Source organism: Pseudomonas sp. NY11955 (assembly GCF_048068035.1).
GTDB lineage: Bacteria > Pseudomonadota > Gammaproteobacteria > Pseudomonadales > Pseudomonadaceae > Aquipseudomonas.
The window spans coordinates 1-23448 of the sequence record NZ_JBLUPS010000021.1 but is presented as its reverse complement, the minus strand read 5'-3'; the positions used below and the strand labels follow the sequence as shown (position 1 = coordinate 23448).

Below are 23448 nucleotides of genomic sequence, written 5' to 3'. Positions count from 1 at the left end.
CTTCACGAACTGCGCCTGCGTCCTTGACGCTAATGGGTCATTCATCTTCCGGCCCTCTCAGATATTCCGGATTGCGACATCGTATCGAGCCGCAAGCAGCTGATTTGGGTTTCCCACGGGTCGCCGTGGGAGTCGCCGATGATGGCCAGGGAGTAAATTCTGTAGAGGCCTTCGCCAATTGTGCGCGGAACCTTGTAGAAGAACACGTCGGAAAACTCGAATCTCGGCGCCATCGCCTCAAGCTTGATGGTGTCACCCAGTTTAAGCTTGGGATTGAGTGCGAATCGGATGCCGACCTCGGTGTCGGTGACAACAGGCGAGCCGATCATGCCGGTGGCGGCGTTGATCACGAACACCTCGTTGGCCATAGCGAAGCCCTTCTTGATGATCTTGGTGGCGCCGCTCTCGTTCATCCAGTCGAATTCATAGGTAGCGGCAAGCTCATTCATGCAAGCAACTGGATTACCCTGAAGCACGCTTCCGCCCGATCTCCGCCTCAGATTGCTGAAGTCACCGAAGAACTGAATCTCGCCACCGAAGCGTTCAGCACACTCTTCGATGATCTGAACCGGGTCAGTTTCTGGCGACAAGGTCAGGTTGATGATCCGCTGGTCGCGCTCCTTCGCCTGCGCGCGGCAGAAAAACTTCACGCCGCGGGTTGATCCGCCATCTTCCAGCACTTTCTGCACGTTGGTGATCTGGCCAAGGAACACGGTGCCGAAAGTGCTCGCATAGCCGGCCTCGAGTGAGATGAACTCATATTTCTTCACCGATCCATCGCCGAGCATTTGACGGGTGGCATAGTCGGAGACGTTATAGATGGTGATCTCGGCCACGCTGAAAGCGTTACCAGCAAAATGGATAACCTGGAAGGTTATGCGTAAACCATCGCCGTCAGGCTGCATCTCGTAGATTCTGGCGCTAGTGTCGCGGCCAAGCTTTAGCCGGTAGCGGCGCAGGTAGATTTCATCGCTCATCGGACCATACCAGAGTGTTGTCGATTCCCAGGTTGCCAGGAGTGGGCTGAGCGCCCTGCAGGACAAGAGAACCGTATGCCACACTCGGCGGCGGATACAGTCCGGCCAGAAGGTCGACATCTGGATGCAAGAATCGGCCAGCCGTCAGAACGACGCCGGCGGCGTTTACCACATTCACGCGAAACACCTCTAACCTGGCCATCCATTGCAGTTCGAAGGTGAGCGTGCTTCCACCCAGCTGGGCGCTGAACGTCTGCGCAGGCAGCGCCTGGACCCGTACCTTGTAGCGACTCATTGCATGACCTCGACTGATGCAGACCCAGTTGACACCATCGGAGCGCCCTGAGTAGCCACCGGATCGTTTTTCTGGAGCTGTTCAGCCGAGGTAACTCCTCGGGTGACCTGTGACTTGACTATGCGAACCTGCTGCAGCTCGGCCACGAATACCAAGCCATCCTCATCCTCGGGTCGCGTTCGCTGGTCCAGGCGGATCAGCACCATGTCCCTTAGGGTCTCGTATTCAGTGATCAAATCGAAGTGCGCGCGGGCCTGCAGCATGGCGGTCAGGGCCGCCCATGCCGTAGCTGCACGAGTGGCTTCGCTACCAGCCAGAAGGTAAGCGGCCACAGCTGACCCGACGGCTCCTCCTACCGTGCTGGATGGAGACGCACCACCAATTGCCGCGCCAAGATCGCCCATCGCGCCAATCTCACCAAGGCCCATGCCAAGAGGGCTATTGGATACCGCCCCGGTAAGCAGATATCGGTCAGGTAAAAGAATGGCATGGTCGTTTACGTTGGCGCCGAACTCGACCGGGAATTGGGTCAAATGAACGGCCTTGCTGGTCACCCCCTCAAGCTTGGCGTCAAACTCGATTTGGTCAATCTTTGGCAGAGTCTTCGAGAAGATGCTCATTACCCCGTTGGCAATGCTCATATTTCCGGGCTCCTGAAGTCTTCTGTGGTCTGGTCGATCAGGGTGGAAAGATGCTCGTTGTAGAGCTGCTTTACCTTCTCGGTGTCGGCGCCATGAATGTGGAATTGACGGTTGTCCACGTTCTGCACCGGCTGCGAAGGCCCCGAACGACTGCCTGCTGGCGGGTTTTCTTGCCTCACAACGTCGCTTGCCGTGTAGGGTCCCGGCGCACGGCGCTGAGACTTTGCCCATGCATCGACCTGCTCAAGAACACCTGGTCCGCTGCGTGAACCCCTGGCAAGCTCAGCCTGCATTTTCTTCCACTGCTCTGGGTTGCTCAGGTCAACCACTGGTACGGATCTGTCTGCTCCAGGTGTGCCGCCGTAAGAGTCAGCTATGGCCGAACGCCTAGCCATCTCTCCACTTTGGTCGGCCGGGCGCTCGTAATACTGCGAGACGATGGCCGCCGCTTCACTGGCGCTACCGGCCATCCTTAACCGTTCCCCCGCCGATTTTTCACGCCCCCGGGTCAGTTCGTAGTGGATGAAATCCAGCTGCTCCTGGGCGGTAGATTGACGAATGTCCTTGCCGGAGAACCTGGTGAAATTCGCCTGGCGGTCCGGATGCCACTGGGCGAGCCCGTATGCATTTCCGCCGTCACCAACAGCATCAGCGCGGAATCCGCTTTCCTGCTCAAGGTTGGCGGCAATCCCTTTGGCCTGATCCTCGGTCCAGCCCTTGGCACGAAAGAAGTCGATGACCGCTGCTGCTGCCTCCGATCCACCCTTACGCAGGCGGTTATTACGCAGTTCTTCCTCTTCGCCAGCGTTTAGCCCGCTGGAGTAGAGAAGTGCCGCAAGTCCTCCGCCTGCCACGGTCATGGCCGAAACTCCAGCAGCAGATCCGGCAGCAGCAGCGCCTCCAGCAGCGGCAGTGCCTCCAGCCAGAGCCCTAATAGCGGCAAGGCCTTTGAGCACGCTGGCACCACCCATAAGGATCAGCGCCGCTGAGACCAGCTCAATGTTTTTGGCCAAGGTACCGAAGAATGTTTCCAGTCCCGAATCGACCAGGTCCTTGTTTGCGCGATAGAACTCGGTGAAGTCCTCAGCCATCTCGGCGAAGGCCGGAACCAGCTCGCCAGCAATGGTGTTTCCCATGTCGGTGAAGACCAGGTTGAGCTCGCTGGTGGCCTTGGTCAGGCGCGCCGCATCCTCGACCTGCTTCTGGGTCATGATGCCCAGCTTGCCGCGGGAGTCCAGCTGGCGCTCAACCTCGTCCCGCCCCTTCATTAGCAGGCGGACGGTGTTTTCGTCGAATCCCAGGGCTTGCCCGGCCAGACGCTGATTCAGTGGCGTCATCTTCTCGAACGCGCCGGCAATGTTGGCCAATGCCTCGGCTGTGTCTTGCGCGCCAATGATGGCGTTTGGGTCCAGACCAAGCTTGGCCACATCGCCGAACCATCCGACATTTCCTGTCTGTGGCGAGGCCATCAGGTCTTGGATTTTCTGGAATGTGCCAAGGGCATCCGAGGCGCTGCCGCCCATAGCGGTGTAGGCCTGTCCGAGCGCCTGGACTCTCTGCGTATTCAGGCCGGTCAGTCGGTTGAAGTTATCCAGCTCGGTACCGGCCGCCTTGAAGTCGCCTACCACCTTGTCGATGGCCAGCTTCGAAGCGAGCACGGCGCCAAGCTTGAGCGCGGAGTTGGTCAGGCCGGTGAAGGCGTTCTGGCCCTGCTGGAAGGACTTCTCGTCGACCTTGAGGCCCAGAGCAATAAGAAACGATTCAAGGACCTTCACGAATTCGATACCTCGCCGGTATTAGGCCGCGTCGAGGCCAAGGGTCATTTGCAGTTGGTCGCGCCAGTACTCAACCTGGTGCTCCAGGCCAGGCTTCTTGTTGCGCCAGCGGGCCAGCTCGCGGCCGCTTAGGCTTGCAACGGCCTTCGCGTCATCAAGGGCGCGGCAGGCGCGGTCAAATTGCTGCTTCTCGTTCAGTTCGCCGCGCAGCAGAGCGTCAATATGCAGGTCGGCCCATACGGCGAAGTCGTCATCGAGCCAGCGAGCGAACGCAACGGCCAGCTTTGGGTGGAGCCAGGTACCCTGACCCTTGCCGCCCTTCACTGCCTCGACAAGACCGAAGTGAGATTTTCCCACTTCGGTGTCCAGGCCCAGCGCTCTCGCCAGAGCCTTGAGGTAGCTGATGCTTGCGGGCAGGCGAAGCCAATCGACCGGGCGCTTGCCGAAGCGCTTGGCTACGTCCGTGGCGTTGATCCAACCGTCGCTGTTGAAGCGCACGGCTTTGCCTTGGTAGTGAAACGGAATGACGTTGCTCTCGATCATCTGTGACACCTCGTTCATCAGGCGAATAGAAACGCAGCCGGGGCGGACGGATGAACGAACATCCACCGTTCGGCTGTACGGGCCTAGGCTGCGTGTTTGGTTGCCTTTCGGCGAAAATAGGGGGCGTTACTGGCTTCTTTCTTCTGCCAGGCGTCGCTCATACAGCATTTCATCCAGCGCCAGGTTGGCGCGCTTGACCCAGCCCAGCGAATAGGTGCCGTCTTGCAGCTGGCTGTATGTGCAGAGCGGAGGACAGACTCCAGGAATCCCTATGCAGGGCCGCCAGAGGTCCCAGTCGATGGCTGGATTGAGGCGTTCTCCTGACTCGCCCCTGGCTCCTCGGCTGAACCGGTAGAGCTCTGGAAGAGGGTCAGGAGTCCGGTAAAATCCTCGAACACGTTCCCGAGGGCCAGCACCACCAGGGTGAAGTAGGTCTTCAGGCGGCCGGAGAACTGCTCCATCCCGACCGCCTGGCCATCCTTGTGAAGCTTGCCGAGCATCGTGTCGCAGATGAAGTTGAAGTCATCCTCGGGGATGCGCGACAGCATCACGCCGACGATTTGGCCGGCGATAGCCACCGAAGAGGCGGCTCCAAGCTCAGCCTGGGCCAGGCCGCGAATCAGCGGTTCTACCCCGTATTTTCCGAGACGGAACAGCACGGCTCGCTGCTTTTCTGCGCTAGGCATGCCGAAGGTGTAGGTCACGCCCTCATGCTCAATCGTGCGAACGAAGTCCTGGGCCTGGGTCATGCGATTTTCGCCTTGTTGAATTCCATAACGAAGGTGGCATCGTTGAGGCCTGGGCCGCCGCGCGCCATGGACTTGCCGCGGGTGATAACGCCTTCGGAGAAGACCGCGCCCTCTAGCCCCGCGATAGAGGCGTAGGATCCAGAGACTTCGGACTTGGCATTGATCTGAGCCTGCAATGCCAGGGCCTGCGGACTTCCTGGCATCAGGTTAACGGTCAGGCGAAGGCCAGGGTTTTTGCGATGGAAACGCACGCCATTCCCACCAAGGCCGCGACTCAGGACGGCCTGGTCGTCAATCGGCTCGACGGTGAATGGGGGGTCGGTTCGCCCCCAGTCGTCCAGAACGCCAACGCCGGTGATCACGACGATCGTGTTTTCTACAGACAGGTCACTCAGTGCCATGTTCTAGCTCTCCTTACTCGACATCCACGTTGATGTCGACTGCGTGGATGGCGCCTGCCGGGAAGACACGCATGATGATGGGGGCCGAGAAGCGCTCAGCGCGCTCGGCGTCGGTCAGATCGAGGATGTCGTTCGCTGAACTGAGGATCTCGTAGCCATCGCTGAGCGCCTCATCACCGGTTTCGCTATTGGTATAGGTGCGCGGCCCAAGGTAGCCGTTGCCGATGAAGCGTTCGCCAATCTGTGCTGCGGCGTCGATCAGTACCTGCTGGCCGGACGGAACCTGTCCAAGCTTCTTGGCGCCGGTCAGGGCGTTGTACACATTGACCAACAAGGCATTGGTGAAGCCGTCCAGGTTGAACACGTCGTCGATGAACTCGCCATAGCTCGATGTGGACTTCGAGTTGATCACTCGCCCGGCGTCGCTCTGGCCGCCAGTCTCGACCACGGTATAGAACGGCGCGCCCTTCGCCTTCATCGCGCCGTACGCAGTCAGGGTCAGGTCCTCGGCGGTTACACCTGGCAGCTTCTTGAACTCGCCAGTGATAGTCGAGTTAGCAGCGTTGAAGTTAACCCTGCTGAAGATCGCTCCAAGCTCAAACCCGGCATAGGGCGCCGTGGCGTGGCTGAGGATGTGCGCCCGGCGAGAACCCTGCAGCTTGGCCTTGCTGACGATGTCAGCAGAGGAAGATGGGTCCCGCACCAGGGCCTGGTTGGTGGTGCCGGCGTAGTACTTGCCGGCAGCATCCCCGGCCGCGATCAGAGCGAGAACGTCGGCGTCTGTCGCTCGGATGCTTGTCTCGAATTCGTACCAATAGAACCAGATACGCTTGTTGATCGCGTCGTTCAGCGACTCGACTGGGGTGTCGGTCTCGATACGCAAGTAAATTCGCAGAGACTTCGGCTTCGGCACCGCCGAGAACCAAGCCAATGCCGCCAGGTAGGGGTCCGACGCGATGTTGAAGTTGGCAGCCACAGCAGAGGCGCTGCCGTAATCTCGGTAGCTGCCCTCGGCGAAGGTGGCGTCGCTCGAAGAGTCGAAATCAGCGAACACCATGCCAGCGCCAAAGTTGGCAGTGCCCAGGCCGGCCGCGCGGATGCTCGTCACGATGTTGATGATGTTCTCAGCCGGATAAGGCATTTACTTCCCCTTGCGCAATGGCGCCAGATTGTTCGGTTTGAACCTCGAAGCCGACGCGGTAGATCCGGTTGATCCGGTCTTCTGCGATGGATTCGCCGTAGAGGTACAGGGTGACCTGCGAGCGCTCTTCCATGGCCGCCTGGTAGAGGCCGGTGAGGTTGTTGATGGGTGATACGCGGGACCAGCCGAGCTTTGCCTTGCGCAAGACGCTTTTGATCGGCTCGCGCTTGTTTGCCTCGCAGAGGCTCATGGCGTGGCCCATTGCGCCGGCGCGGTAGATGTTGATGCTGAACCCGATGGTGAACTGGGTGGCCACGCGCTCGATGATGTCCTCGAACCGAGGATCATCGGTGGCAGGCACGTTGCGCTGCGCCTTGAGCGCCTGGCCGAACTGGGCTGGACTGTCGATGCGCACGGCGGCATAGGTGCCGGATGGGGCTGAAGTGCCCGGGTCGCCGATGATCACCTTGTTGGCTGGAAGGCCGGTGGCCGCGACAACAACCTGGCACACCGTCTTCGTTAGGGCGATGGTGTCAACCATTGGCGTACCCCTGCAGCTTCTTGATCTCGGCCGGGTCCAGCTTGGCGATCACCGCTCGGCAGAAGTTGTGCCAGGGGCGGTAATCCGTGGCCATGGCCTTCCACCAGGTGGCGGGCTGGTCTGGCGTCTCGGCGAATACGAGGATGTCGGCCAGGTTGCCCGGGGCGGATACCTCGATGCCCTTGCCGTCGTTGCGGTGGATGACTCGGATGTCGTTGATCCGCTCAGCGCCGATCTGGAGAAACTCGATCTCCTTGTCGCTGGCCGGCTGGACGTTGGCGTCGAACGTGTCGAGCAGCGTCTGGGTCAGCTTCGGGACGAAGTCGATGATCTCGCTGCTGTAGCGCATCCTCTGCACGCCGCGGTGCGACACGAAAGGGCCGCTGACGTGGCCGCGCATGTTCAGGCCCATCAGATGCCCTCCTCAAGAGGATCGGTGCCATCGTCAATGACGTAGCGAATCGACTGGCGCAGGGCGCCAGTATCAATCAGTGGGTTATCCGAACCCTTCTTGTCGATGGTCGACTGGGCGTTGGGTGGCGTGCGCAGGTCTGTGATCTTCTGCTTGACGTGCCCTTCGGCCAGCATTCCTATCTGCTCGAGCAGGGTCTGCATTTCCATTTCACCGGACAGCACCTTGGGTAGCATGACCTCCGCCAGCTTTCGGTAGACCGGCGCGCCTTCCTCGACAGCGGGCTGCAGGAACGGGCGAGCCGGGATCTGACCGTCAGCCGAACCGAAGTTGTTAACCGCGGCGATGGTGGCGATAGTCAACCCATCCTCGTAGGTTCCAGCCCCCTTTGGTACGCCGACTAGCACGCGCTGATCTCGCTCCAGGCGCTGGGCCAGCTCTTTCATGGCCTGCTCTACCTGCTGGCGGCCTATTAGGCTGACGGTCGGCCGGATCATACGCATATCGCTCCCATGCCGGCCCTGTCGCGAAGGTGTAGGTACTCGAGTCCATAAGGAGTAATAGCCAGGGCTGCCTCCCAAGCCGTTAGCGAGGCGTTCGCGCTTGGAACGGCGTACGACACCGACTCATCGCGCACGCTCTTGCTGGCCGTGGCGTATGGCGTCGTAGCGCTACCGTCAGCGCTGGTCGCGGCAGATGTAGCGGCATTCCAGGTCAGGTAATGCGCTGCGAGGGCGAACCACCCGCGCTGCAGGAATGAATAGGGCCTGTAGTCATTGTCCCAGCGGCAGGCACCAAGCTCGCCTTTGGCGATGTTCAGCGCCTTAGTGATTTTCGGGTCTGACCACTTAGCCGGATCTGCGAACTCTTCGTAGAAGCCGCGGAAGTCCGCGACTATTTCGGGCGTCACCTCGATGTCGAGTTCAGCCATGTCGCGTGCCTCAAAATTGGTAGAGCCCCAGACAGGGGCTCTGTGTTACTCGGCAGGCTTGATCTGGGCCTTGAGGGCTTCGATCTCCTGGTTGAGCTTGGCAACAGCCTCGCTGTGTTCTGCCGCGGCACTGGATGCGGCGCTAGAGGCATCGGCGAGCTGCTGACGAAGCTGGGCGTTCTCCTGGCGGAGTTCGTCAATCTGCTGATCAGCAGCGAAGCTCTGCTCGGCGGAGCCTGGCACCAGAACCCGCCACTCTTCCCAGCAGGAGCCCGATATCAGCGCGGCTTGGGCTTCGGTGGTGGCTTCGCCCGGAGCGACAGTGCTGCCGTCGCTCAGGATCACCGGGTTGGCACTGACGTTGGTCCACACCTTCGCATCGTCGTCTTTCTTCGGCTTGGCCATGCGACCCCCTTAGATGTTGTCGACGTAGAGATGGGAGGCTGGCACTCGCAACTCGGTGCCCGCGGTACGAACCACGCCGGCCGCTTCGAAGCGCAGGCCACCATGCGACGGAATTGGCGCATTGAGCTGGTACGGCATCGGCAGGTGGAACTTAGCGAACTGGGCGTTCTTGGTGTAGATCATCATACGATTGCCGCCACCAGCGCCGGCCGTGGCCGCCTGGAGGATTGGCTCGATGGTGATCTGCAGCACGCGCTCCAGGTAGCTGACCAGGGTTTCCGAGGTGTTCGGGATACGGAAGGTGGTCAGCAGGCCGTACTCGGTCAGCGGCAGCAGGATGTGCGTTGGCCGGAAGATCGAGTTGGTCTGCACCGCATAGACCTGGAGAATGGCCTTGTTGAGCAAGGTCAAGATCTCGTTGGCTGCGGTCTCGCCGCCACCAGCCAGGATCTGGGCGATGGTTTTGTTCGCCCCACCCAGCAGGGTGCCGCTGGAGGTTACTGGCACACCTGGGTACTTCAGCAGGCCACCAGTGGCCAACGAAGGCCAGCGGGCGTCGCCGACGAAGGCGACACGGTCCAGCCACTGCTCGGTCAGGGTGCGGGTGGCGATTGGCTTCTCGGCCAGGTAGTTGATCGCACCACCGAAGCCCTGAGCATTGGCCATTTCCATGGCCTTGCCGACTTCGATTTGGGTGTAGGTGTAGCCCAGACCAGCCTGGACAACGTCGACCCCGCCGATCTTCGAAGCGATCTCGGCCAGGGGGAAGTCGTGCGACAGGTCACCGATAGGCGCTGGCTCACCCTTGTAGTCCAGCACCTTGAAGCCGATGGACTCGATGTAGTCCGGGGCGGAGGTATCAACCGGGATGATTCGAGCGTATTTGATCTCCGGGTACGGCTGACGCAGAACCTCTTGCTCGATGTAGGTCAGGTTACCGACCAGGAAGCCCAGTTGCGCCTGGGCCGCAGCGTCCATTGTTCTCATAGGTCGCTCCTTAGGCGGCAATGGTGGTTTGTTTGATGGCCTTCACTTGCACCAGGGCAAGCTCACCGGCCGCCGCAGCGGTCAGGAAGGTGCAGCCATCGAGGACGTGGTTGCCAGCGGTGGAAGCATTGGTCAGCTCGCCAGTGGTTGGCTTGGCGTAGACCTGGGCGCCGACGGTGGCACCGTCAACGGTCTTGACCCAGATGCGACCATGAGTGACCAGGCTCACTTCCTCACCCAGGCGGTAACCGCCTACGGCGTTGCCGTTGGTTGGGTTGGAGGTATCGCCGGTGATGTAGCTGGAGCTCACGCCAACGGTCTTGCGTACCGAGATACCCAGGAACATGGCAGCGGCTGCCACAGGCAGCTTGCCGCGCTTGGCAGCCGAGCCAACTACGACGGCACGGGCGAACGGAATGGCCAGGTCGGCCACTACGGTGGTGATGTCGGCCATCGACAGGTCGTTGATCTGACCCTCGAAGGCCTTGCCAGCGTACTGGCCAAAGGTATCGATTGCGGTTGCCATTACTTGGTCACCCCGTTCAGGAAGTCGTTGTAGGCCTTGGAGCCGTCATTGGTCAGCTTCGGACGGTTCTTCATGTCGTTGGCCAGGTTGGCGAGACTGTCGTTTGTCGACTTGCTGTCGTCGTCATCCTCGTCCTCGGTCTTCTTCTCTTCAGCCTCTTCGGCAGCCGAGTCGAAAACGTGGGTGACGTAGGCATCAGACTTGCTGGCCCAGTCGCGAGTTGGCTTGTGCTGCATCATCGCGGCGCGCTTGATCTCCAGGGGGGAGACCAGGCCTTTGGCGTCGAAGCCTTTCACGAGCTTGCGGGCCAGGGCGATGGTGTCGAGGGTGAGCTTGACGCGCTCGCCGATGGCGGCGTCTGAGGTTGCCTTCTTGGCTTCCTCCAGCTTCTCCTCGGCTTCGTCCTTGGTGGCTTCGGCCTTGTCGGCACGTTCGTTGGCTTCGTCGAGGGACTTCATGAGCTTTGCAATGCCGTCTTCGACGATCACTGCATGCTCCTCGTCCAGCACGACGGAGACGGTTTTGTTGGAGTCCAGAAAGAGCTTCCGGGTCGCCATGGTTGGGGTACCTTTCGGTTTGTGGTCAAAAATACGGGCGACCTTTCCGGCCCGTGCTGCCTCTACAACCGCCATGTGGTTGTTCAGGATGGTGCGCTGGGTGTACTCGTACGCCTTGCCGTCCGGGGCGGTGCCGGCCTCTTCGACGTACTCGGCGGTGTACCCAGGCGACAGTTCAGCCTTGCCCGACTCGATGTCGTCGATGGCTGACTGGTCCTTGATGATCATGTCGACGACCAGGTGATCGCCGTCCTGCTCAACGCCGCGAACGTGGCCTACGGAGACTTCCTTGAAGGTGGTCGAGTCGACCAGGTCCTCGGGGTGATCGTTGGTCACGTCTTTGTCGACGTAGGTGGCCATCGACTCGGGACTGAATAGCTCTTCTGCGGGCTTGTAGACGTTGACGATGCGGGCCGGGCCCGGCAGGTCCAGTTCGGTCGAAACGTACTGGTAAACCCCCGTGCGGGCCGCGATGCCCTTCACGCAGAGGTAACCCTCAGGCGTGCGAGTGCGCGACGTCGGCGTGAAGGCCGCGTCGATGGTCATTTTCTTCATGTGCTACCCGTTCTTGTCGGGGAAGTAGTTCACGCCGGGTATCAGGGATATCCCTACGCACCGGCAGAGCGGATGGTGCTTGCCTGGGTGCAGGCCGGTGACGCCGCGCCAGGTGGCTCCTTCGGAGACCTTGTACACACCCGGACCGTAGCCGATGTCCTGCTTGGCGATGCCGTAGCAGCTGATCTTGGCGTTGGGGTACTTGCCGCTGGGGTCGCCTGAGACGCGCTGGTCTTTGGCCGTCTCGACGCGGTAGAACTCGATGCCGGCCGCTGTCTGCCGCTGGCGGGTCAGGTCGCTATTCAGCTGCGACACCTGGTCCCGGGCGATGAGCCTGGCCCGTCGGGCGCTCACGCCGGTCTGCTCCTGGATCTGCTTGGCGATAGCTGTCGGAGCGAGGCCGCTCTTCATGCCGCCCAGCACGATCGTCTCCACCCGCTGGAAATACTCGGCGGGGATGGACTTGATCAGGTTGACGTTCTCGGCGGTGGAGGCTTCGAGGTAGTCGACCATGCCCTTGGGCTTGGTGATCAGTTCGAAGTCCACGCCGACAGCGCGGTTGACCGACCTGCGGAAGCCCTCGCCGTTGTCGGCCTCGGCCCGGCTGATGGTGCCCGCCGCTACCCGTCGGGCCTGCTGATCGAACAGGTTGGTGGTGAACGTCGACGACACCCGGCGGATCACCGCGAGTATGTCGTCGGTCCATCCGTCCATGGTGGTCACGCTGTCGGCAGTGTACTGAGGCTTCAACCGGGCCAGCTCAGGGGCGAGGACAGCGTACAGCTGCCGCGACATGAGCCTTACCAAGCCATTCAGCTGGCCCAGATAGAAGCGCTCGGCGTCTTGGCTTGGCTTTACCGGATCAGGGGAGCGAGGCTTTCGCTTGCGCCCCATCACCGCCTTGTTCGTCGCCGTCAGCACCTCAAGCGGGGTCAGCTTTTTACTGGCTTCCATTTTTCACCACCAAGAACGATCGATGTCAGCGGCAGGGGGTTGGCTCGAATCGCCTCCAGCTCATCGTCTGTCGGGTCGTACTTGAGGCTAAGGTGCGGCAAGTAGTCGGGATAGCTGTGCTCAGCCCCTGTTGCGCGAATCTCATCGAAGCGCGCTTGCAGCTCGGGAGAGTCCAGCTTGACTACCAGTGCACGCCATGGAGACTGCCCGATGATCTCGTACTGGTCCGTCAGGTTGGCGATATACATGCCATCGCTTGGCGCCCCTGATGGGATGCCGTTGCGGGCATAGAACAGAGTCACATGCAGGTCACCCTCCAGAACCCCGCTTCCCACGCCAGCGTCAAGCACATGCTTTGCGATAACGCTGGCTGACAGCTTGTCAGGCTTTACCGACACGAACCCATTAAGGGCTGCGTCAGTCGTAGGCTTCGCATCGAGATCAAAGCTGTCGAGGTCCTCGTCAGCGCCAAGGCCATTGTCTTCGTCCTTCTCTCGCTGCTCTTGGGCGGCGATCTGCTCGTCGGTGATTGCGTATCGACCCTTCGACTGAGCGCGGCGCATGGCGTGGCTCGGGCGAATGATGCGGTTCTCGATGTTGATCGCATCGGCCTGGGCGTCTGCCAAGTCTTCCTGAGCCTCTTCCACGCTCGACTTCTGGTAGAGCGGATTCCACTCGAACTCGATGTCTTCGGGGTAGGTGCCGAGGGCGGATCGCAGCAGAACCTCATCCAGGCGTTCAAGGTCTCGGCGCATCTGGCCGTCCTGCTTGCCCTTGACGGTGCCGTGGTAAGTCTTGAGATCGCCGTCCCCGGTAGCGCTCAGGCCGGCAGCAGACTGCCCCCACAGCTCGGTAACCGGCATCTCGGCGGCGCCGGCAGTCCACACCATGAACTGCTCCATGATCTGGCTTAGGCCTGAGAAGGTGATGCTCTTGCGCTCGTATGTCTCGTGTTCGCTGTCCAGCAGCCCGAGGTTGATGATTCCCTTGAGCATGCCGAACAACCGGTAGCGCTCGGTGATCTGCTCTTTCTGCGGACTGGCAAGCGCGCCTTGAAGACCCTTCACCGATATGGTGTCGACGTTGGCCTCAAGAACCAGAGACGCGATACCGCCCTTGGTGGCCACCACGTCGCGCAGGTCTTCCATGCAGCGACGCAGGCGGCTATCACCCCAGCCCTGTTCGAACTGAGCCATACGACGCGGCAGGCGGGCACCGGTGCGGCGAATGACGTGCGAGTAGTGAATCTGCTGCTGGCCGTTCACGACCGTGTACACCTCAGGCAGCATCCAGTTAGCCGCCAGAGGATCGGTGAAGTTGAACTGGCTCGGCTGGATGTCCCAGCGGTCGAAGACGACGATGTTCTTCAAGCCGCCCTTCTTCACCTTGTTCAGGTCCAGAGGCTTGCTCAGGTCCTGGCCGGTGATCATCAGCATGGCCGCGCCGCCGTACAGGTCAGCCCAGCAGCATGCGTCGAGGTACTTCTGCTGGACGCCCAGGCGGCGCTCTTCGGCGGCGATCTTCTTCGCATCCTTGCCCGAGAAGGTGCGCCACTCACGTAGGGCGTCTTCGTTTGGCTTGTCCACGATGCGCCGAGCCAGCCAGTTCGACTGGTAGGCCGCCTCAAGCTCATATGGCGTGACGAACTGGAACCCGAACTGGTTGTGCGTGCGCTTGTCCCGGTTGGTGCCGATGTTGGCTACCAGGTTGGAAAGACTGTCCATGTGGACAACCCCGCCAGATGGCACTTGAATTCGCGGTTTTGATGTGGTCACAGATTGTTCTCCGCGCCACGAAATGGCACTTCATGATTTTGTGGCGCGCTATCCCGCTTGGAATACATGTCCGCGCCGGGCTACCGCATACAGGACGATCCCCAGCTTGAGGATCACACCGTACAGGGTGGGCACATGGCCGCTCATGGCCAGGACGAACGATCCGAATGCGCCGATGGCCACCAGGTAGAACGCAACAGCAAGCATCGGCTCATCCATCGGCCTGATCCGGCGCAGGTAGTCGCACGCGGCGATCACCACCATCACGCTCAAAAACGCATTGGCGCCTATCAGCATTGAAATTAGGGTCGAGCTCATCAGGTAGCTCCCTTGGCTCCGAACTGACCCACGAGCGACTTCAGCACCGGGATGATGTTCATTGCCAGAAGGCCTATCAGAAAGGCCACGCCGTATTGGGTTTCTCCGCTTGTGCCAAGGTTGAAGTAGCTGATGGCAAGCGGGGTGCAGAAAACTGCCGAAGCGAAGCCGGTGAAGAAGGCGGCGACTGCCTGGCCCCGGGTGAGTCCGCGCAGGAAGGTCAGCGAGAGAATCGCCCCCGCGAAGCCACCAATGATCACGCCGTACTTCACCAGCAGGACGCCGGCAGTCGTGCTTGCTGGTTCGGCCATGAATTGTTCCTAGAAGAAAAGGCCCGGTGAGACCCTATTGAGGGACCGGGCAAACGTGCGGAGCAGCACATAACGAAATCTGTGAGGGTCTCTCCCATCCTGTCCGCCATAGGCTTCGTCCGCGCCGACACCCTGCTGCATCGGTCTCGCCGAATCCACCTCAAGCACCCCGTGAAGCATGTGAGGAACGGGATCTTGGGCTGCCGGTGTTTTTCTGCATCGCGGCGCTACCGGCTTATCCGCGTCCAGGCATCCCTTTCGGGCCACCCTGGCTGTGGGTTCCGCACCACTCAGAACAAACAAAAAACCCGGCGCAAGGGCCGGGTTCTGATGGATGTTTGCCAAAGGCAAAACTTTAACAATGGACAAATAGTGCCACTACGCGTGCGGGAACGCAATAGGCCCTCAAGCGGCCTCCTTCATTTCGTAAATTGCGGCCGCCACCGGAGACAGTGCACGCTTGTCCAGATCCTCACAGACCTCGAAGCAGATCTGCACGAAAGGCTCCCAGTCACGGGCCCAGGCACAGGACGGCAACGCCACTCCATAGGTTTCGTCGATCCACCGCTTGAACCACTCCGCACTGGCGAAAGGATCCTGAGCTGAGGACTGCCCGCCCTGGTGCATGCGGCGGTACCGGAACATCACGCCCTTGCACACGTACTCGCAGCGCTCACGCTTTGCCGCGGTCATGCGCCCAGACTTGGCCATGGCCATGCCGAAGATCGCTTCCTCCGCAACTTCGCGCTCATCGTCTGTGCAGTCGGGGGCGTACATGAAGTTGCCGAAGGCGCGGAGGCTTCCGGGGAGCTTGAAGATTGCCGCCTGCACACCGCCGGCCAGGGCCTGGTGCACAGCATGGCTTGCCTTCCGCTGTTTCTCCGTGGTCTGAACCATTGCGCCGAGCAGGCCAAGCTGTTCGATAAAGACGCCCTGGCTGTCCCACGGGATATACAGGCAGTCATGCCAGGATTGACGCGCGCTGTTCAGTTGCATGCCTTTGCCCTCTTCTCCGCCCGGCGCACCAGGAACTCTTCCGCATATCGCTTGCGGCGCACTGCGCCCGCCCAGGACAACGCCACTCCACCCACAACCATGAGGGTGGCCAAAATCAGGAATCCCCATGCCGGCGTCATGCTGCCGCCCTCCTCAGGTCTTTGAGTTTTTGCCTGTACAGGGCCTTGATTGCCTGCAGGTCTTCGATCGTGTAGCGCCGGGCTGATTGGTCCCTTTCGAGGGCCTCTACAGCCTCCAGGCCAATGCGTTGGATGAGGCCGATGCGGTAATCCGCCACGTTGCCGGACAAATACCGGTTGTCGTGCTTCGACTGGGCGTGACAGTTGTTCTCGTCGAATCGCAGATGCGGCGCAGCACCGGTGCTGCGGTAGTGCCCGGCATCGACCGCGTTGCCGTTCCAGTCGAGTGGCCGACCGCTGGAGATACAGCGATACCCCGCCAGGCGGTCCCGCTCGCGGATATATGCGTTGAAAGCCTGCTGGGCCTCCCGCAGGTGGTCACCCTTCGACTTCAGCTTCTCCCGGCGCGCCTGGAGGTCTTCCCGGGCCTGCCGGGTGATGGCCTTGGCCGCCACCTTCTGCACCTTCGAATCCTTCGACATAGCCAGCGCACAGGCGATGGAGCACACCTTCTGCGTGGTCATGGTCGGCTTGAAGTGCTGGCCGCAACCGGGCGCCTTGCACCTCTTCGGCTTGATCTCCTTGGCGAGCATTAGTACCGCCCTCCCCACCGATCCGGCTCAGTCCAGCGCACGCCATGCTCGGCGCCGAAGGCGTGCATCACTTCGAACAGGTCGCTGAACCACTTCCGTGACTGCTTGCGGGTCGAGACGCCCAGGACGACGAATCCACCGTCGATGCCTGGCACCGCATCCTGCTTCTGCACCGCCGCGCTGAATATGTGCTTCCAGTCCTCAGCGGTGAGCTTGCGGCCGTACCATTCCACCTGCTGGGAGACGTCGCGGAGCATGGCCCACATCTTCCGGTTGCAGACGTCCGGGCGCTTCTCGTCTCGGATGACGATCAGCTTGGGCTTGGTGAAGTCTTGGGCCTGCAGGCGCCCCAGCAGCGCGTTGACGTCGCCCATGCTTCGCATCAGGAACTCAGTCACACCCCCTCCCCGGCCGGCTGCCCGGCGCGCTTGATGTTCAACTGAGCAATGGCGACCCGTGTCTGCCGCTTGCGTAGGTAGGTGTCGACCCGGCGGCGCTGGGCTTCCTTGGCGCGCTGGCGGTCTTTCTTGGCCTTGGCGGCTTCAAGGATGCAGCGCACTTCAGCGATCTTCTCCCGCACCTTGGGGCTGGCCTGGGCGCGAACCTCACCGGTGAGCAGACCTGCAATGGCCTGGCCGTCCTCGGTGATCGGGGTTGTGCGCAGATCAGCCAGGTACAAGGCTGCGCGCTCCGGGGGCAGCAATTGCAGGCGCACGGCGCGCTCAATGGCCTGGGTTCGACTGTTTGGATCAAACCCGAGGGATACGCCCCAGTTGACCGGCTGGGCCTCTGCACGAGCCTGAGCCACCAGACGCTCGTATGCGCTCATGAAGGCCATTCGAGCACCAACCTTGTCGCCAGCTTCGAAGATAGCGGCAGCCGAGTTCATGGCCACCCGCATTTCGTCAGTCAGCACCACGGTTTCGCGCTCGTCGAAGCCTGCCATGGCGATACCCCATGCCTCGTCCTTGCCAGGCCTGCCATCAGCGGCCTGCGCGTGCCTCAGGATCGCGGCTACGGTCAGACGACCACCTTCACGGCGGCAGGTGCGGAGCGCATCGGCCAGCACGGATTCGCTGTACTCGCGCAGATCCTCGACCATGAGCACCGCGGCACCTTGGGTGAGCTGCTGCCCCATCACCTCGGCGGTGGCGAACAGGGACAGCAGCAGTTGATCTTGCTGGTCTTCACTCAACATGGGTTGCAGCCCTCTTGGCTCGCAGCGCTTCCAGGGCTTGCTCGGCAGCGCTGAAGTTGGCTTGGGTGTGCTCGATCTGGCGGGCGGTGGTGCCGGTCATCTGGCGATTGGTGAACCACTGGGTGTGGTACGCCTCGGCGTTCTGGAGCAGGTCGCCAAGGCTGTGCATGCGGCTGACAATCTTGCTGTCGTTGATCCTGACGAAGTACGCGGCGACGTGATGGGCAACGTCGATGCCGAGCCGATCCACCAACTGGCCGATCTGGCCACCGGCCTTGGCGTTCCATACCGGCCATGCCCCATGACGATTTCGGTAGGCCATGGCGTAGTTGGCCCACGCCTTGAAGGTTTTGCAGGACTGGTCCTTCGGCCCTGGCATATCTGCTGGGATCTCGCAGCGCGGCTGCTGAGCCGTAAACGGAACCACGATACCCTCCGCGACCACGGCTTCAGCCTGGGTCGCAACTGGTTCAGTGACTGGTTCCTTTACTGATTCAAAAGAGTGACTGGTTCTGGGTGCAGCTCCTGCACTACCCCCTAGTGAATCTGCTGCACTAGGGGGTGAACCTGCTGCACTACCCTGGTGAATCTGCTGCACTACCCCTAGTGAATCTGCTGCACCACTCAAAGTCAGGTAGTAGACGTTCGAGGAGTTGCCCTTTGGGCCGCCCTTGCGGATCTCCTTGCGCAACAGGCCGGCACCGCACAGGGTGTTGATATGGTTCATGACCGAGCGCTTGCTGATTTCGCACTGATCGGCAACGTGCTGGTATGACGGCCAGCACTCGCCCATGTCGTTGGCGTTGTCGGCCAGCTTGATGAGCACCAGCTTGCGCAGCGGATTGCCGACCTTGGTCTTCATGGCCTTGACCATCAGTTCCATGCTCATTGGTCGTGCTCCCTGGCCATGCACGCAAGAAGCTCGGCGTCATCGGACATCGCCTTATCGATGGCCTGGTCGGCAGCGTCGTGCTGAAGCCAGAAATGGCGGCCATCGGTGATCCCTACCGCCCTGGCTGAGTTGTTGTAGGGGAAGTCGCGCATGTAGCGATACCGCTTGGCGTCAATCCGCAATGCGCCATGCTCGGAATTGAGACCATCCCCAGTGTCGTCGAGTGCGGTTACAAGGTCGCGCACCTTCTGAGCCGCAGCTTCGAGAACTGCGTCACGTGTGAGCGCACCGTCCTCGATCAGCAGCACGAGATCCTTCGCGGCCTCCATTAAGTCGCAGTACAGGGAATAGTCACCGATACCAGCCGCAGTAACGCGACCACCAGCCAGCGCCATGCCCAGGTGAATCGGCTCGGCAGAATCTTCTACAACAAGGGTCACGTATTTCATGGGCGCCCCTTCCTGACCATCTCGGCCAGTTCAGGGAAGCGATCCACGTACCAGTGAGGTTGCGTCTCGCGAGGCGATTGCGGGCTTGTCAGGTTCTTGCCGTAGCGAAGGCCCTTGTCAGTGATGGCCCAAAACGTGACCGTCTCCTGCTTGGAGTTCTTGCGCTGCATGACCTTGAGCAGGCCGGCCTGCTGCAGGGCCTTGTTGAACGACGCGGGCGACATGCGGATGCCGTTGTCCTTGAGCAAGGAGGTCAGGGCCTTGGTTGGCAACGAGCTTCCGCCATCTGCATCTGGCGGCGCATCCACGGCATAGCTGGGCAGGAATTTCGGGTCGAGACCGTTGTTCTCGGCAATCTTGGTCAGCATCTGCATCCGGCACGATGCGGCAGGCTTCAACAGACGCGTGAAGCACTCCATGATTGCGATCTCGCCGATCACCTTGGTGCCATTGGCCATGACGGCCTGGCGGGCCTCGGATTGGCCCTCCAGCTCTCGCCAGCGGCGGATAACTTTCATGCGCAAGGCCGGGCTATACCCGGTCAGCAGGCAATCCGTGTGCTCGCGATCGAGCAAGTACTGAACCTGCTCTCGGTTCTGCCCGTCCAGGTAGATGTGCTCAAAACTGAGCGCATCTTCTTTCAGGTCAGCAAGCATGGCGGCGATGTCGCGCTTCACGTTGTTGTGACGCTTGCCGGTAAGATTCGCGATCTCGCGCGATGACATCGTGCGCGCCACAGAATCGTGGTTCGCATTTTGTGGCGCGAGGGCCACGGTATTGCTTTGGATGGTCTGGTGCATATATGATGACCTCACTCAAGCGTTACGAATGCAGTACAAAGAACCGGGTGGCCGCCCGGTTTTTTTGCGCCTGCGTTTTAGGTGTCACTTTTGAGGCCCTCTTTCGGGACCAATTGGACTACCTGTGCTTTGGGCCTTCCGAGGCGACTCGGACCACCCATGGCCAGGAACTCGATAGCAACAGCCTCAAGCGCCTGGTCGATGCTTAAGCCCTTACTGAGGGCAAAAGCACTGATCTGTCTCTTCGCACCATAACTCAGGTGCTCGTAGTCGATTTCAGCCACGTGACCTCCATAGGGCCTCTAGGCCGCGCTAGACTGCTTGTCGTCCTTGCTCAAGGCTTCGATCGCGCCGTTCTCAACCGCCCACTCGATCATCAGGTAGAGGTAGGTGGCGTGCTGCTCTTCGGCTCGCTCTGCCGCCCTGGCCAGGATGCGATCCAGGGTCTTGTTGAAACGGACCTTCCGAGGCGTATCACGCTTATGGGATTGGTCGGCGTACATGCGGGTCTTGCTCCTTGCTTGTGGGGTGGGTTAGGCGGCGCACGGGTAAATGTCGGGGCGCAGCTCATGGCGAGAAACACCGGTGGCTTTCTCGATTTCCAAAACTCGCTCGGCCGGCACACGACCCGAGGCGCACATTTTCTGCACCGCTTGAGGCGTGACCTTGAGGATTCGAGCGAGGGCGGATTGGCCGCCAGCGGCTTTGGCCGCTCTACAAATAGGTAGCTCTGTCATTTTTACGCCTCAAAGTTACAACTACAACCAAAGGTTATCGCAGCCGTGGAAAAACTACAACTGAGATTCACAGTGATATTTACAACCTGTGGTTGCATCATTTGAGGATGAGTACATTAGGTCAGCGCATAGCGCGAAAAAGAGAACAGGCCGGCCTGAATCAATCAGAGCTTGCACGCAGGCTTTCGGTTACACCGCAGGCAGTACAGAAGTGGGAAGCAGAGGTGTCTACCCCTAGAGGGAAACGTCTTGATGAGTTGGCATCTGCCCTTTCTACCACCGTCGCGTTTCTGATAACCGGAGAGGATGTTCCGTCCCGCACGGTCGGCTATCCCAACTCCAATGCCTCAATCCTGGGCCCTATCGATGCCTGGGATGACGACACGCCATTGGATGACGATGAGGTTTACGTGCCTTTCCTCAAGGAAGTGGAGCTATCCGCCGGCAGCGGCCGGACAGTGGTTGAACAGTCCCATAAGCAGAAACTCCGCTTTGGAAAACTGACCCTTCGTAAGCAGGGGGTACAGCCAGACGACGCGGTGTGTGTGACGGTCAGCGGAAACAGCATGGAGCCCGTACTGCCTGACAAGAGCACCGTCGGCGTAGACCAGGGCAGCACTGCAGTTGTGGATGGGAAGATGTACGCCATCGACCATGATGGTCAGCTTCGCGTGAAGATGCTTTACCGACTGCCTGGCGGAGGTATTAGAATGCGGAGCTACAATCGTGACGAGCATCCGGACGAGGAGTACACCGCCCGGGAAATGGTCGACCAGAACATTCACATCAAAGGCAAGGTTTTCTGGTCTTCCGTTCTTTGGTAGCCAGCCGCAAAGGAGTGCGATTTTGTCGTTTCTGAAAAAACTTTCTGCTTTTATCGTCCTACTGATTGGGTGCGGCTATCTTTCCGTTCTGTGGGATGGCCATAAAAATTTTGAGCTGACCAGCGAGAAGCTCGTGCGCAGGCTCGGCGCAACGATTGTGGATGAGCTAGCAGAGTCAAGCCAAACCTGTCGGGCAATGGCCCGAATAGACACCGTAACGGTGAAAAGCGATTGGGCGCTGGCCAGCAAGGGCTTGGCAACTCTCTACATTGCCGGCAAGGGTGATGCAGCTTTCTCTATCGACTACAAGATCGAGGCGGTTGGCGAAAAGGTGTATGTAAAACCGCTGGATATGACAGCTGCTCAGCTGTCGCTTTCGCAATTCATGCTCAGCAGGTGCAGCTGAGAGAATCCAGAACAGATCGAAGCCCGCTTAGTGCGGGCTTTTTTGCGCCTGCCACTACAACCAAAAGTCTAAGCCAATGAACAACTTACAACCTTTACGAAAAAAACTACAACCAAAAGGGTTGCGCACTGTAACTTTAGGTTGTAGATTTAAACCCATCGAGGCGCCACACAGCCCCTCGGGAGGCCCTCAAGCCTCACCGCTCTTTCACATTGATGGGAACCTCGCGGATCGATCCCGGCAACGGTACAGCGCGAGCAATAAATTCGATCCCCATGCCAGCTCTGGAACTGGCCAGCTCGAAGTCAGGCGGAACGTCAGCACGGCAGGAACACAGGCCGGGCCACGGAAAGCGGATGGAGGGTTGCGCTGCGAACGCTCCCTGCTGGGATGCCCTAAGAACGGGCGTCAGCACCTGGCACAGCGCGAGCAGTGAGGAAACACCACGAGATTCACTGAAGCACCTGGGCGACCGGGTGCTTTGGGAATCCACTGGAGGAATTAGCATGGCAAGACTGATTGCGGTACTGGGCTGCGAGGTCAGCGAATGGCCCGAAGGAATCGATCACTTCTTCTGTGATCCGGATGGAGAGGTACGGGGATCGCCAGATACCCACGGCGACTTCTACCCGAAGACTCCGGTTGACGACATCGACCGCGGCAAAGACATCGGTGACGAAACCACCCATGTAACGGAAGCAGACTGGAAAGAATTCCGGCTTGCCGCAGGCATAAAGTGATTTCACTGGCTGGCCTTGGCGACAGGGCCAGACGGGAAATCAACCGCCCTGGAGGGCAAGACGATGGCGAAGCGGCCAACCAACCGCATCAAGTACAAGCTCTGGGATCCGAACTCCACCATGGAGTACGACGGCGCCATCGACGAAGGCATCTACTACGCAGCATGGAGCCTTTCGCTTGAAGACCGGAAAGTGCTCATCGGCAAGCTGGTAGAGCAGCAAGCAAGCGCCACGGCGAAGGCTGAAAGCGCCCCGTCCGCCTGACGTTAACTGCCCGATGCCCTGCTCCCCATCGCATGGTTCATCGGAGATTGATCGGAGCGTGCTCAAGCGAGCTGCAGCGCTAGGATCGCAAAGACCCGTGAACCTCCTGAGCCGGTAAATGCGAGACGGCCAATACCAGAAACGCGGCGGGAACCAAGCAGGAGTAGCGCCCTGGTGTTCCGATCAATCTCCGATGCATCCCGCATCCCCTTCCCTTCACTTCGACCGCATTAGGCAGGCGCCAGGCCACCTTTCACGGTGGGTTTGGTCACCCGCGCCTGCGCCTGACCAATGCGGTTGCACAACCTAACGAGGTCGCCATGAGCGATAGCAAATGCGAGGTCGTTGACGGAGAAGTCGACCATGACTGGGAGTACGTCAGCGACTGGGGCGGTGACGCTTCAGTGCCTGGCGGCACTTTCGACTGCAGCTACCTCGAGTGCCGTGTTTGCGGCGAAGAGGATCACAACCATCCCAATTCTGGTGCTTATGCCGCCGACGAAGGCGACTACGAGTAACCACGGATCATCTGGAGGCGACTATGGGCGCACTTCGAGCAGCACAGTTTGAGTACGACAACCGGATGCCGCCGGCGGTGAGTGAGAGCTCGCCGGA

At 60.3% G+C, this 23448-nt stretch carries 36 protein-coding genes; 5 read left to right on the top strand and 31 right to left on the bottom strand.

What is annotated here, in order from left to right; genetic code table 11:
- Nucleotides 1–41 precede the first annotated feature (41 nt).
- From ACNFBR_RS26555 to ACNFBR_RS26405, 31 genes are all read right to left on the bottom strand, one after another.
- A complete protein-coding gene (locus ACNFBR_RS26555; RefSeq protein WP_416737476.1) occupies nucleotides 42–977 on the bottom strand; it encodes a baseplate hub protein in 936 nt (311 codons plus the stop codon).
- A complete protein-coding gene (locus ACNFBR_RS26550; protein WP_416737475.1) occupies nucleotides 967–1272 on the bottom strand; it encodes a phage baseplate plug family protein in 306 nt (101 codons plus the stop codon). The genes ACNFBR_RS26555 and ACNFBR_RS26550 overlap by 11 nt, the downstream gene beginning before the upstream one ends.
- Nucleotides 1269–1913, bottom strand: a complete 645-nt coding sequence (locus ACNFBR_RS26545; protein ID WP_416737474.1) for a phage baseplate protein — start codon at nucleotides 1911–1913, stop codon at nucleotides 1269–1271. Before ACNFBR_RS26545 ends, ACNFBR_RS26550 begins: the two co-directional genes overlap by 4 nt.
- Complete coding sequence (locus ACNFBR_RS26540; RefSeq protein WP_416737473.1) at nucleotides 1910–3688, bottom strand: phage tail tip lysozyme; 1779 nt, start codon at nucleotides 3686–3688, stop codon at nucleotides 1910–1912. The genes ACNFBR_RS26545 and ACNFBR_RS26540 overlap by 4 nt, the downstream gene beginning before the upstream one ends.
- Nucleotides 3689–3709: 21 nt before the next feature.
- Nucleotides 3710–4231, bottom strand: coding sequence for a KilA-N domain-containing protein (locus ACNFBR_RS26535; protein WP_054572992.1), 522 nt, complete (start codon nucleotides 4229–4231; stop codon nucleotides 3710–3712).
- 269 nt (nucleotides 4232–4500) lie between these two features.
- On the bottom strand, nucleotides 4501–4980 hold the full coding sequence (locus ACNFBR_RS26530) for a phage tail assembly chaperone (RefSeq protein ID WP_416737472.1): 480 nt from the start codon (nucleotides 4978–4980) through the stop codon (nucleotides 4501–4503).
- Nucleotides 4977–5381: a hypothetical protein gene (locus tag ACNFBR_RS26525; RefSeq protein WP_416737471.1), complete on the bottom strand. Its 405-nt coding sequence runs from the start codon at nucleotides 5379–5381 to the stop codon at nucleotides 4977–4979. The genes ACNFBR_RS26530 and ACNFBR_RS26525 overlap by 4 nt, the downstream gene beginning before the upstream one ends.
- A 13-nt stretch (nucleotides 5382–5394) precedes the next feature.
- Nucleotides 5395–6522 carry a DUF3383 family protein gene (locus ACNFBR_RS26520; protein ID WP_416737470.1) on the bottom strand — a complete coding sequence of 376 codons (1128 nt, stop codon included), beginning with the start codon at nucleotides 6520–6522 and terminating at the stop codon, nucleotides 5395–5397.
- Nucleotides 6506–7063, bottom strand: a complete 558-nt coding sequence (locus ACNFBR_RS26515) for an LIC_12616 family protein (protein ID WP_416737469.1) — start codon at nucleotides 7061–7063, stop codon at nucleotides 6506–6508. The genes ACNFBR_RS26520 and ACNFBR_RS26515 overlap by 17 nt, the downstream gene beginning before the upstream one ends.
- Nucleotides 7056–7475, bottom strand: a complete 420-nt coding sequence (locus ACNFBR_RS26510; RefSeq protein ID WP_416737468.1) for a hypothetical protein — start codon at nucleotides 7473–7475, stop codon at nucleotides 7056–7058. Before ACNFBR_RS26510 ends, ACNFBR_RS26515 begins: the two co-directional genes overlap by 8 nt.
- The gene (locus ACNFBR_RS26505; RefSeq protein ID WP_416737467.1) at nucleotides 7475–7978 is read right to left on the bottom strand and encodes a hypothetical protein; all 504 of its coding nucleotides are present in this window, start codon (nucleotides 7976–7978) and stop codon (nucleotides 7475–7477) included. Before ACNFBR_RS26505 ends, ACNFBR_RS26510 begins: the two co-directional genes overlap by 1 nt.
- Nucleotides 7969–8406: a DUF4054 domain-containing protein gene (locus ACNFBR_RS26500; RefSeq protein WP_416737466.1), complete on the bottom strand. Its 438-nt coding sequence runs from the start codon at nucleotides 8404–8406 to the stop codon at nucleotides 7969–7971. Before ACNFBR_RS26500 ends, ACNFBR_RS26505 begins: the two co-directional genes overlap by 10 nt.
- Before the next feature lie 45 nt (nucleotides 8407–8451).
- On the bottom strand, nucleotides 8452–8811 hold the full coding sequence (locus tag ACNFBR_RS26495; RefSeq protein WP_416737465.1) for a hypothetical protein: 360 nt from the start codon (nucleotides 8809–8811) through the stop codon (nucleotides 8452–8454).
- Nucleotides 8812–8820: 9 nt separating this feature from the next.
- On the bottom strand, nucleotides 8821–9798 hold the full coding sequence (locus ACNFBR_RS26490; protein WP_416737464.1) for a major capsid family protein: 978 nt from the start codon (nucleotides 9796–9798) through the stop codon (nucleotides 8821–8823).
- Nucleotides 9799–9808: 10 nt separating this feature from the next.
- Nucleotides 9809–10324, bottom strand: a complete 516-nt coding sequence (locus ACNFBR_RS26485) for a hypothetical protein (RefSeq protein ID WP_416737463.1) — start codon at nucleotides 10322–10324, stop codon at nucleotides 9809–9811.
- A complete protein-coding gene (locus tag ACNFBR_RS26480) occupies nucleotides 10324–11436 on the bottom strand; it encodes a DUF2213 domain-containing protein (RefSeq protein ID WP_416737462.1) in 1113 nt (370 codons plus the stop codon). The genes ACNFBR_RS26485 and ACNFBR_RS26480 overlap by 1 nt, the downstream gene beginning before the upstream one ends.
- Before the next feature lie 3 nt (nucleotides 11437–11439).
- Nucleotides 11440–12330 carry a phage minor head protein gene (locus tag ACNFBR_RS26475; protein ID WP_416737461.1) on the bottom strand — a complete coding sequence of 297 codons (891 nt, stop codon included), beginning with the start codon at nucleotides 12328–12330 and terminating at the stop codon, nucleotides 11440–11442.
- 38 nt (nucleotides 12331–12368) lie between these two features.
- Complete coding sequence (locus ACNFBR_RS26470; protein ID WP_416737460.1) at nucleotides 12369–14114, bottom strand: anti-CBASS protein Acb1 family protein; 1746 nt, start codon at nucleotides 14112–14114, stop codon at nucleotides 12369–12371.
- 99 nt (nucleotides 14115–14213) lie between these two features.
- Nucleotides 14214–14483 (bottom strand): hypothetical protein, encoded by a 270-nt coding sequence (locus ACNFBR_RS26465; protein ID WP_416737459.1) that lies wholly within the window; start codon nucleotides 14481–14483, stop codon nucleotides 14214–14216.
- Nucleotides 14483–14794 (bottom strand): hypothetical protein, encoded by a 312-nt coding sequence (locus ACNFBR_RS26460; protein WP_019751350.1) that lies wholly within the window; start codon nucleotides 14792–14794, stop codon nucleotides 14483–14485. The genes ACNFBR_RS26465 and ACNFBR_RS26460 overlap by 1 nt, the downstream gene beginning before the upstream one ends.
- A 405-nt stretch (nucleotides 14795–15199) precedes the next feature.
- On the bottom strand, nucleotides 15200–15790 hold the full coding sequence (locus ACNFBR_RS26455; protein ID WP_416737458.1) for a hypothetical protein: 591 nt from the start codon (nucleotides 15788–15790) through the stop codon (nucleotides 15200–15202).
- Nucleotides 15781–15930, bottom strand: coding sequence for a hypothetical protein (locus tag ACNFBR_RS26450; protein WP_165605142.1), 150 nt, complete (start codon nucleotides 15928–15930; stop codon nucleotides 15781–15783). Before ACNFBR_RS26450 ends, ACNFBR_RS26455 begins: the two co-directional genes overlap by 10 nt.
- A complete protein-coding gene (locus ACNFBR_RS26445) occupies nucleotides 15927–16523 on the bottom strand; it encodes a recombination protein NinG (RefSeq protein ID WP_416737457.1) in 597 nt (198 codons plus the stop codon). Before ACNFBR_RS26445 ends, ACNFBR_RS26450 begins: the two co-directional genes overlap by 4 nt.
- Nucleotides 16523–16921 carry a recombination protein NinB gene (locus ACNFBR_RS26440; protein ID WP_416737456.1) on the bottom strand — a complete coding sequence of 133 codons (399 nt, stop codon included), beginning with the start codon at nucleotides 16919–16921 and terminating at the stop codon, nucleotides 16523–16525. Before ACNFBR_RS26440 ends, ACNFBR_RS26445 begins: the two co-directional genes overlap by 1 nt.
- Nucleotides 16918–17721, bottom strand: a complete 804-nt coding sequence (locus ACNFBR_RS26435; protein WP_289713881.1) for a hypothetical protein — start codon at nucleotides 17719–17721, stop codon at nucleotides 16918–16920. The genes ACNFBR_RS26440 and ACNFBR_RS26435 overlap by 4 nt, the downstream gene beginning before the upstream one ends.
- Nucleotides 17711–18610: a helix-turn-helix domain-containing protein gene (locus ACNFBR_RS26430; RefSeq protein WP_416737455.1), complete on the bottom strand. Its 900-nt coding sequence runs from the start codon at nucleotides 18608–18610 to the stop codon at nucleotides 17711–17713. The genes ACNFBR_RS26435 and ACNFBR_RS26430 overlap by 11 nt, the downstream gene beginning before the upstream one ends.
- Nucleotides 18607–19062, bottom strand: a complete 456-nt coding sequence (locus tag ACNFBR_RS26425) for a hypothetical protein (protein ID WP_416737454.1) — start codon at nucleotides 19060–19062, stop codon at nucleotides 18607–18609. The genes ACNFBR_RS26430 and ACNFBR_RS26425 overlap by 4 nt, the downstream gene beginning before the upstream one ends.
- Entirely contained in the window at nucleotides 19059–19787 is a 729-nt protein-coding gene (locus tag ACNFBR_RS26420) for a Rha family transcriptional regulator (protein ID WP_416737542.1), read from the bottom strand. The genes ACNFBR_RS26425 and ACNFBR_RS26420 overlap by 4 nt, the downstream gene beginning before the upstream one ends.
- Nucleotides 19788–19939: 152 nt before the next feature.
- A complete protein-coding gene (locus ACNFBR_RS26415) occupies nucleotides 19940–20146 on the bottom strand; it encodes a hypothetical protein (protein WP_416737453.1) in 207 nt (68 codons plus the stop codon).
- An 18-nt stretch (nucleotides 20147–20164) separates the two neighbouring features.
- Complete coding sequence (locus ACNFBR_RS26410; RefSeq protein WP_103444649.1) at nucleotides 20165–20365, bottom strand: hypothetical protein; 201 nt, start codon at nucleotides 20363–20365, stop codon at nucleotides 20165–20167.
- 30 nt (nucleotides 20366–20395) lie between these two features.
- On the bottom strand, nucleotides 20396–20599 hold the full coding sequence (locus tag ACNFBR_RS26405) for a transcriptional regulator (RefSeq protein WP_075044575.1): 204 nt from the start codon (nucleotides 20597–20599) through the stop codon (nucleotides 20396–20398).
- Between the two features lie 107 nt (nucleotides 20600–20706).
- Here ACNFBR_RS26405 and ACNFBR_RS26400 point away from each other — a divergent pair, with 107 nt between their 5' ends.
- The 5 genes from ACNFBR_RS26400 (at nucleotide 20707) to ACNFBR_RS26380 (ending at nucleotide 23351) form a co-directional block, all read left to right on the top strand.
- Nucleotides 20707–21423: an XRE family transcriptional regulator gene (locus tag ACNFBR_RS26400; RefSeq protein ID WP_416737452.1), complete on the top strand. Its 717-nt coding sequence runs from the start codon at nucleotides 20707–20709 to the stop codon at nucleotides 21421–21423.
- Nucleotides 21424–21445: 22 nt separating this feature from the next.
- Nucleotides 21446–21829 (top strand): hypothetical protein, encoded by a 384-nt coding sequence (locus ACNFBR_RS26395; protein WP_416737451.1) that lies wholly within the window; start codon nucleotides 21446–21448, stop codon nucleotides 21827–21829.
- Nucleotides 21830–22335: 506 nt separating this feature from the next.
- Nucleotides 22336–22569 (top strand): hypothetical protein, encoded by a 234-nt coding sequence (locus ACNFBR_RS26390; RefSeq protein WP_416737450.1) that lies wholly within the window; start codon nucleotides 22336–22338, stop codon nucleotides 22567–22569.
- Nucleotides 22570–22632: 63 nt separating this feature from the next.
- A complete protein-coding gene (locus ACNFBR_RS26385) occupies nucleotides 22633–22833 on the top strand; it encodes a hypothetical protein (RefSeq protein ID WP_416737449.1) in 201 nt (66 codons plus the stop codon).
- A gap of 320 nt (nucleotides 22834–23153) precedes the next feature.
- Entirely contained in the window at nucleotides 23154–23351 is a 198-nt protein-coding gene (locus ACNFBR_RS26380; protein WP_416737448.1) for a hypothetical protein, read from the top strand.
- Nucleotides 23352–23448: the final 97 nt, after the last annotated feature.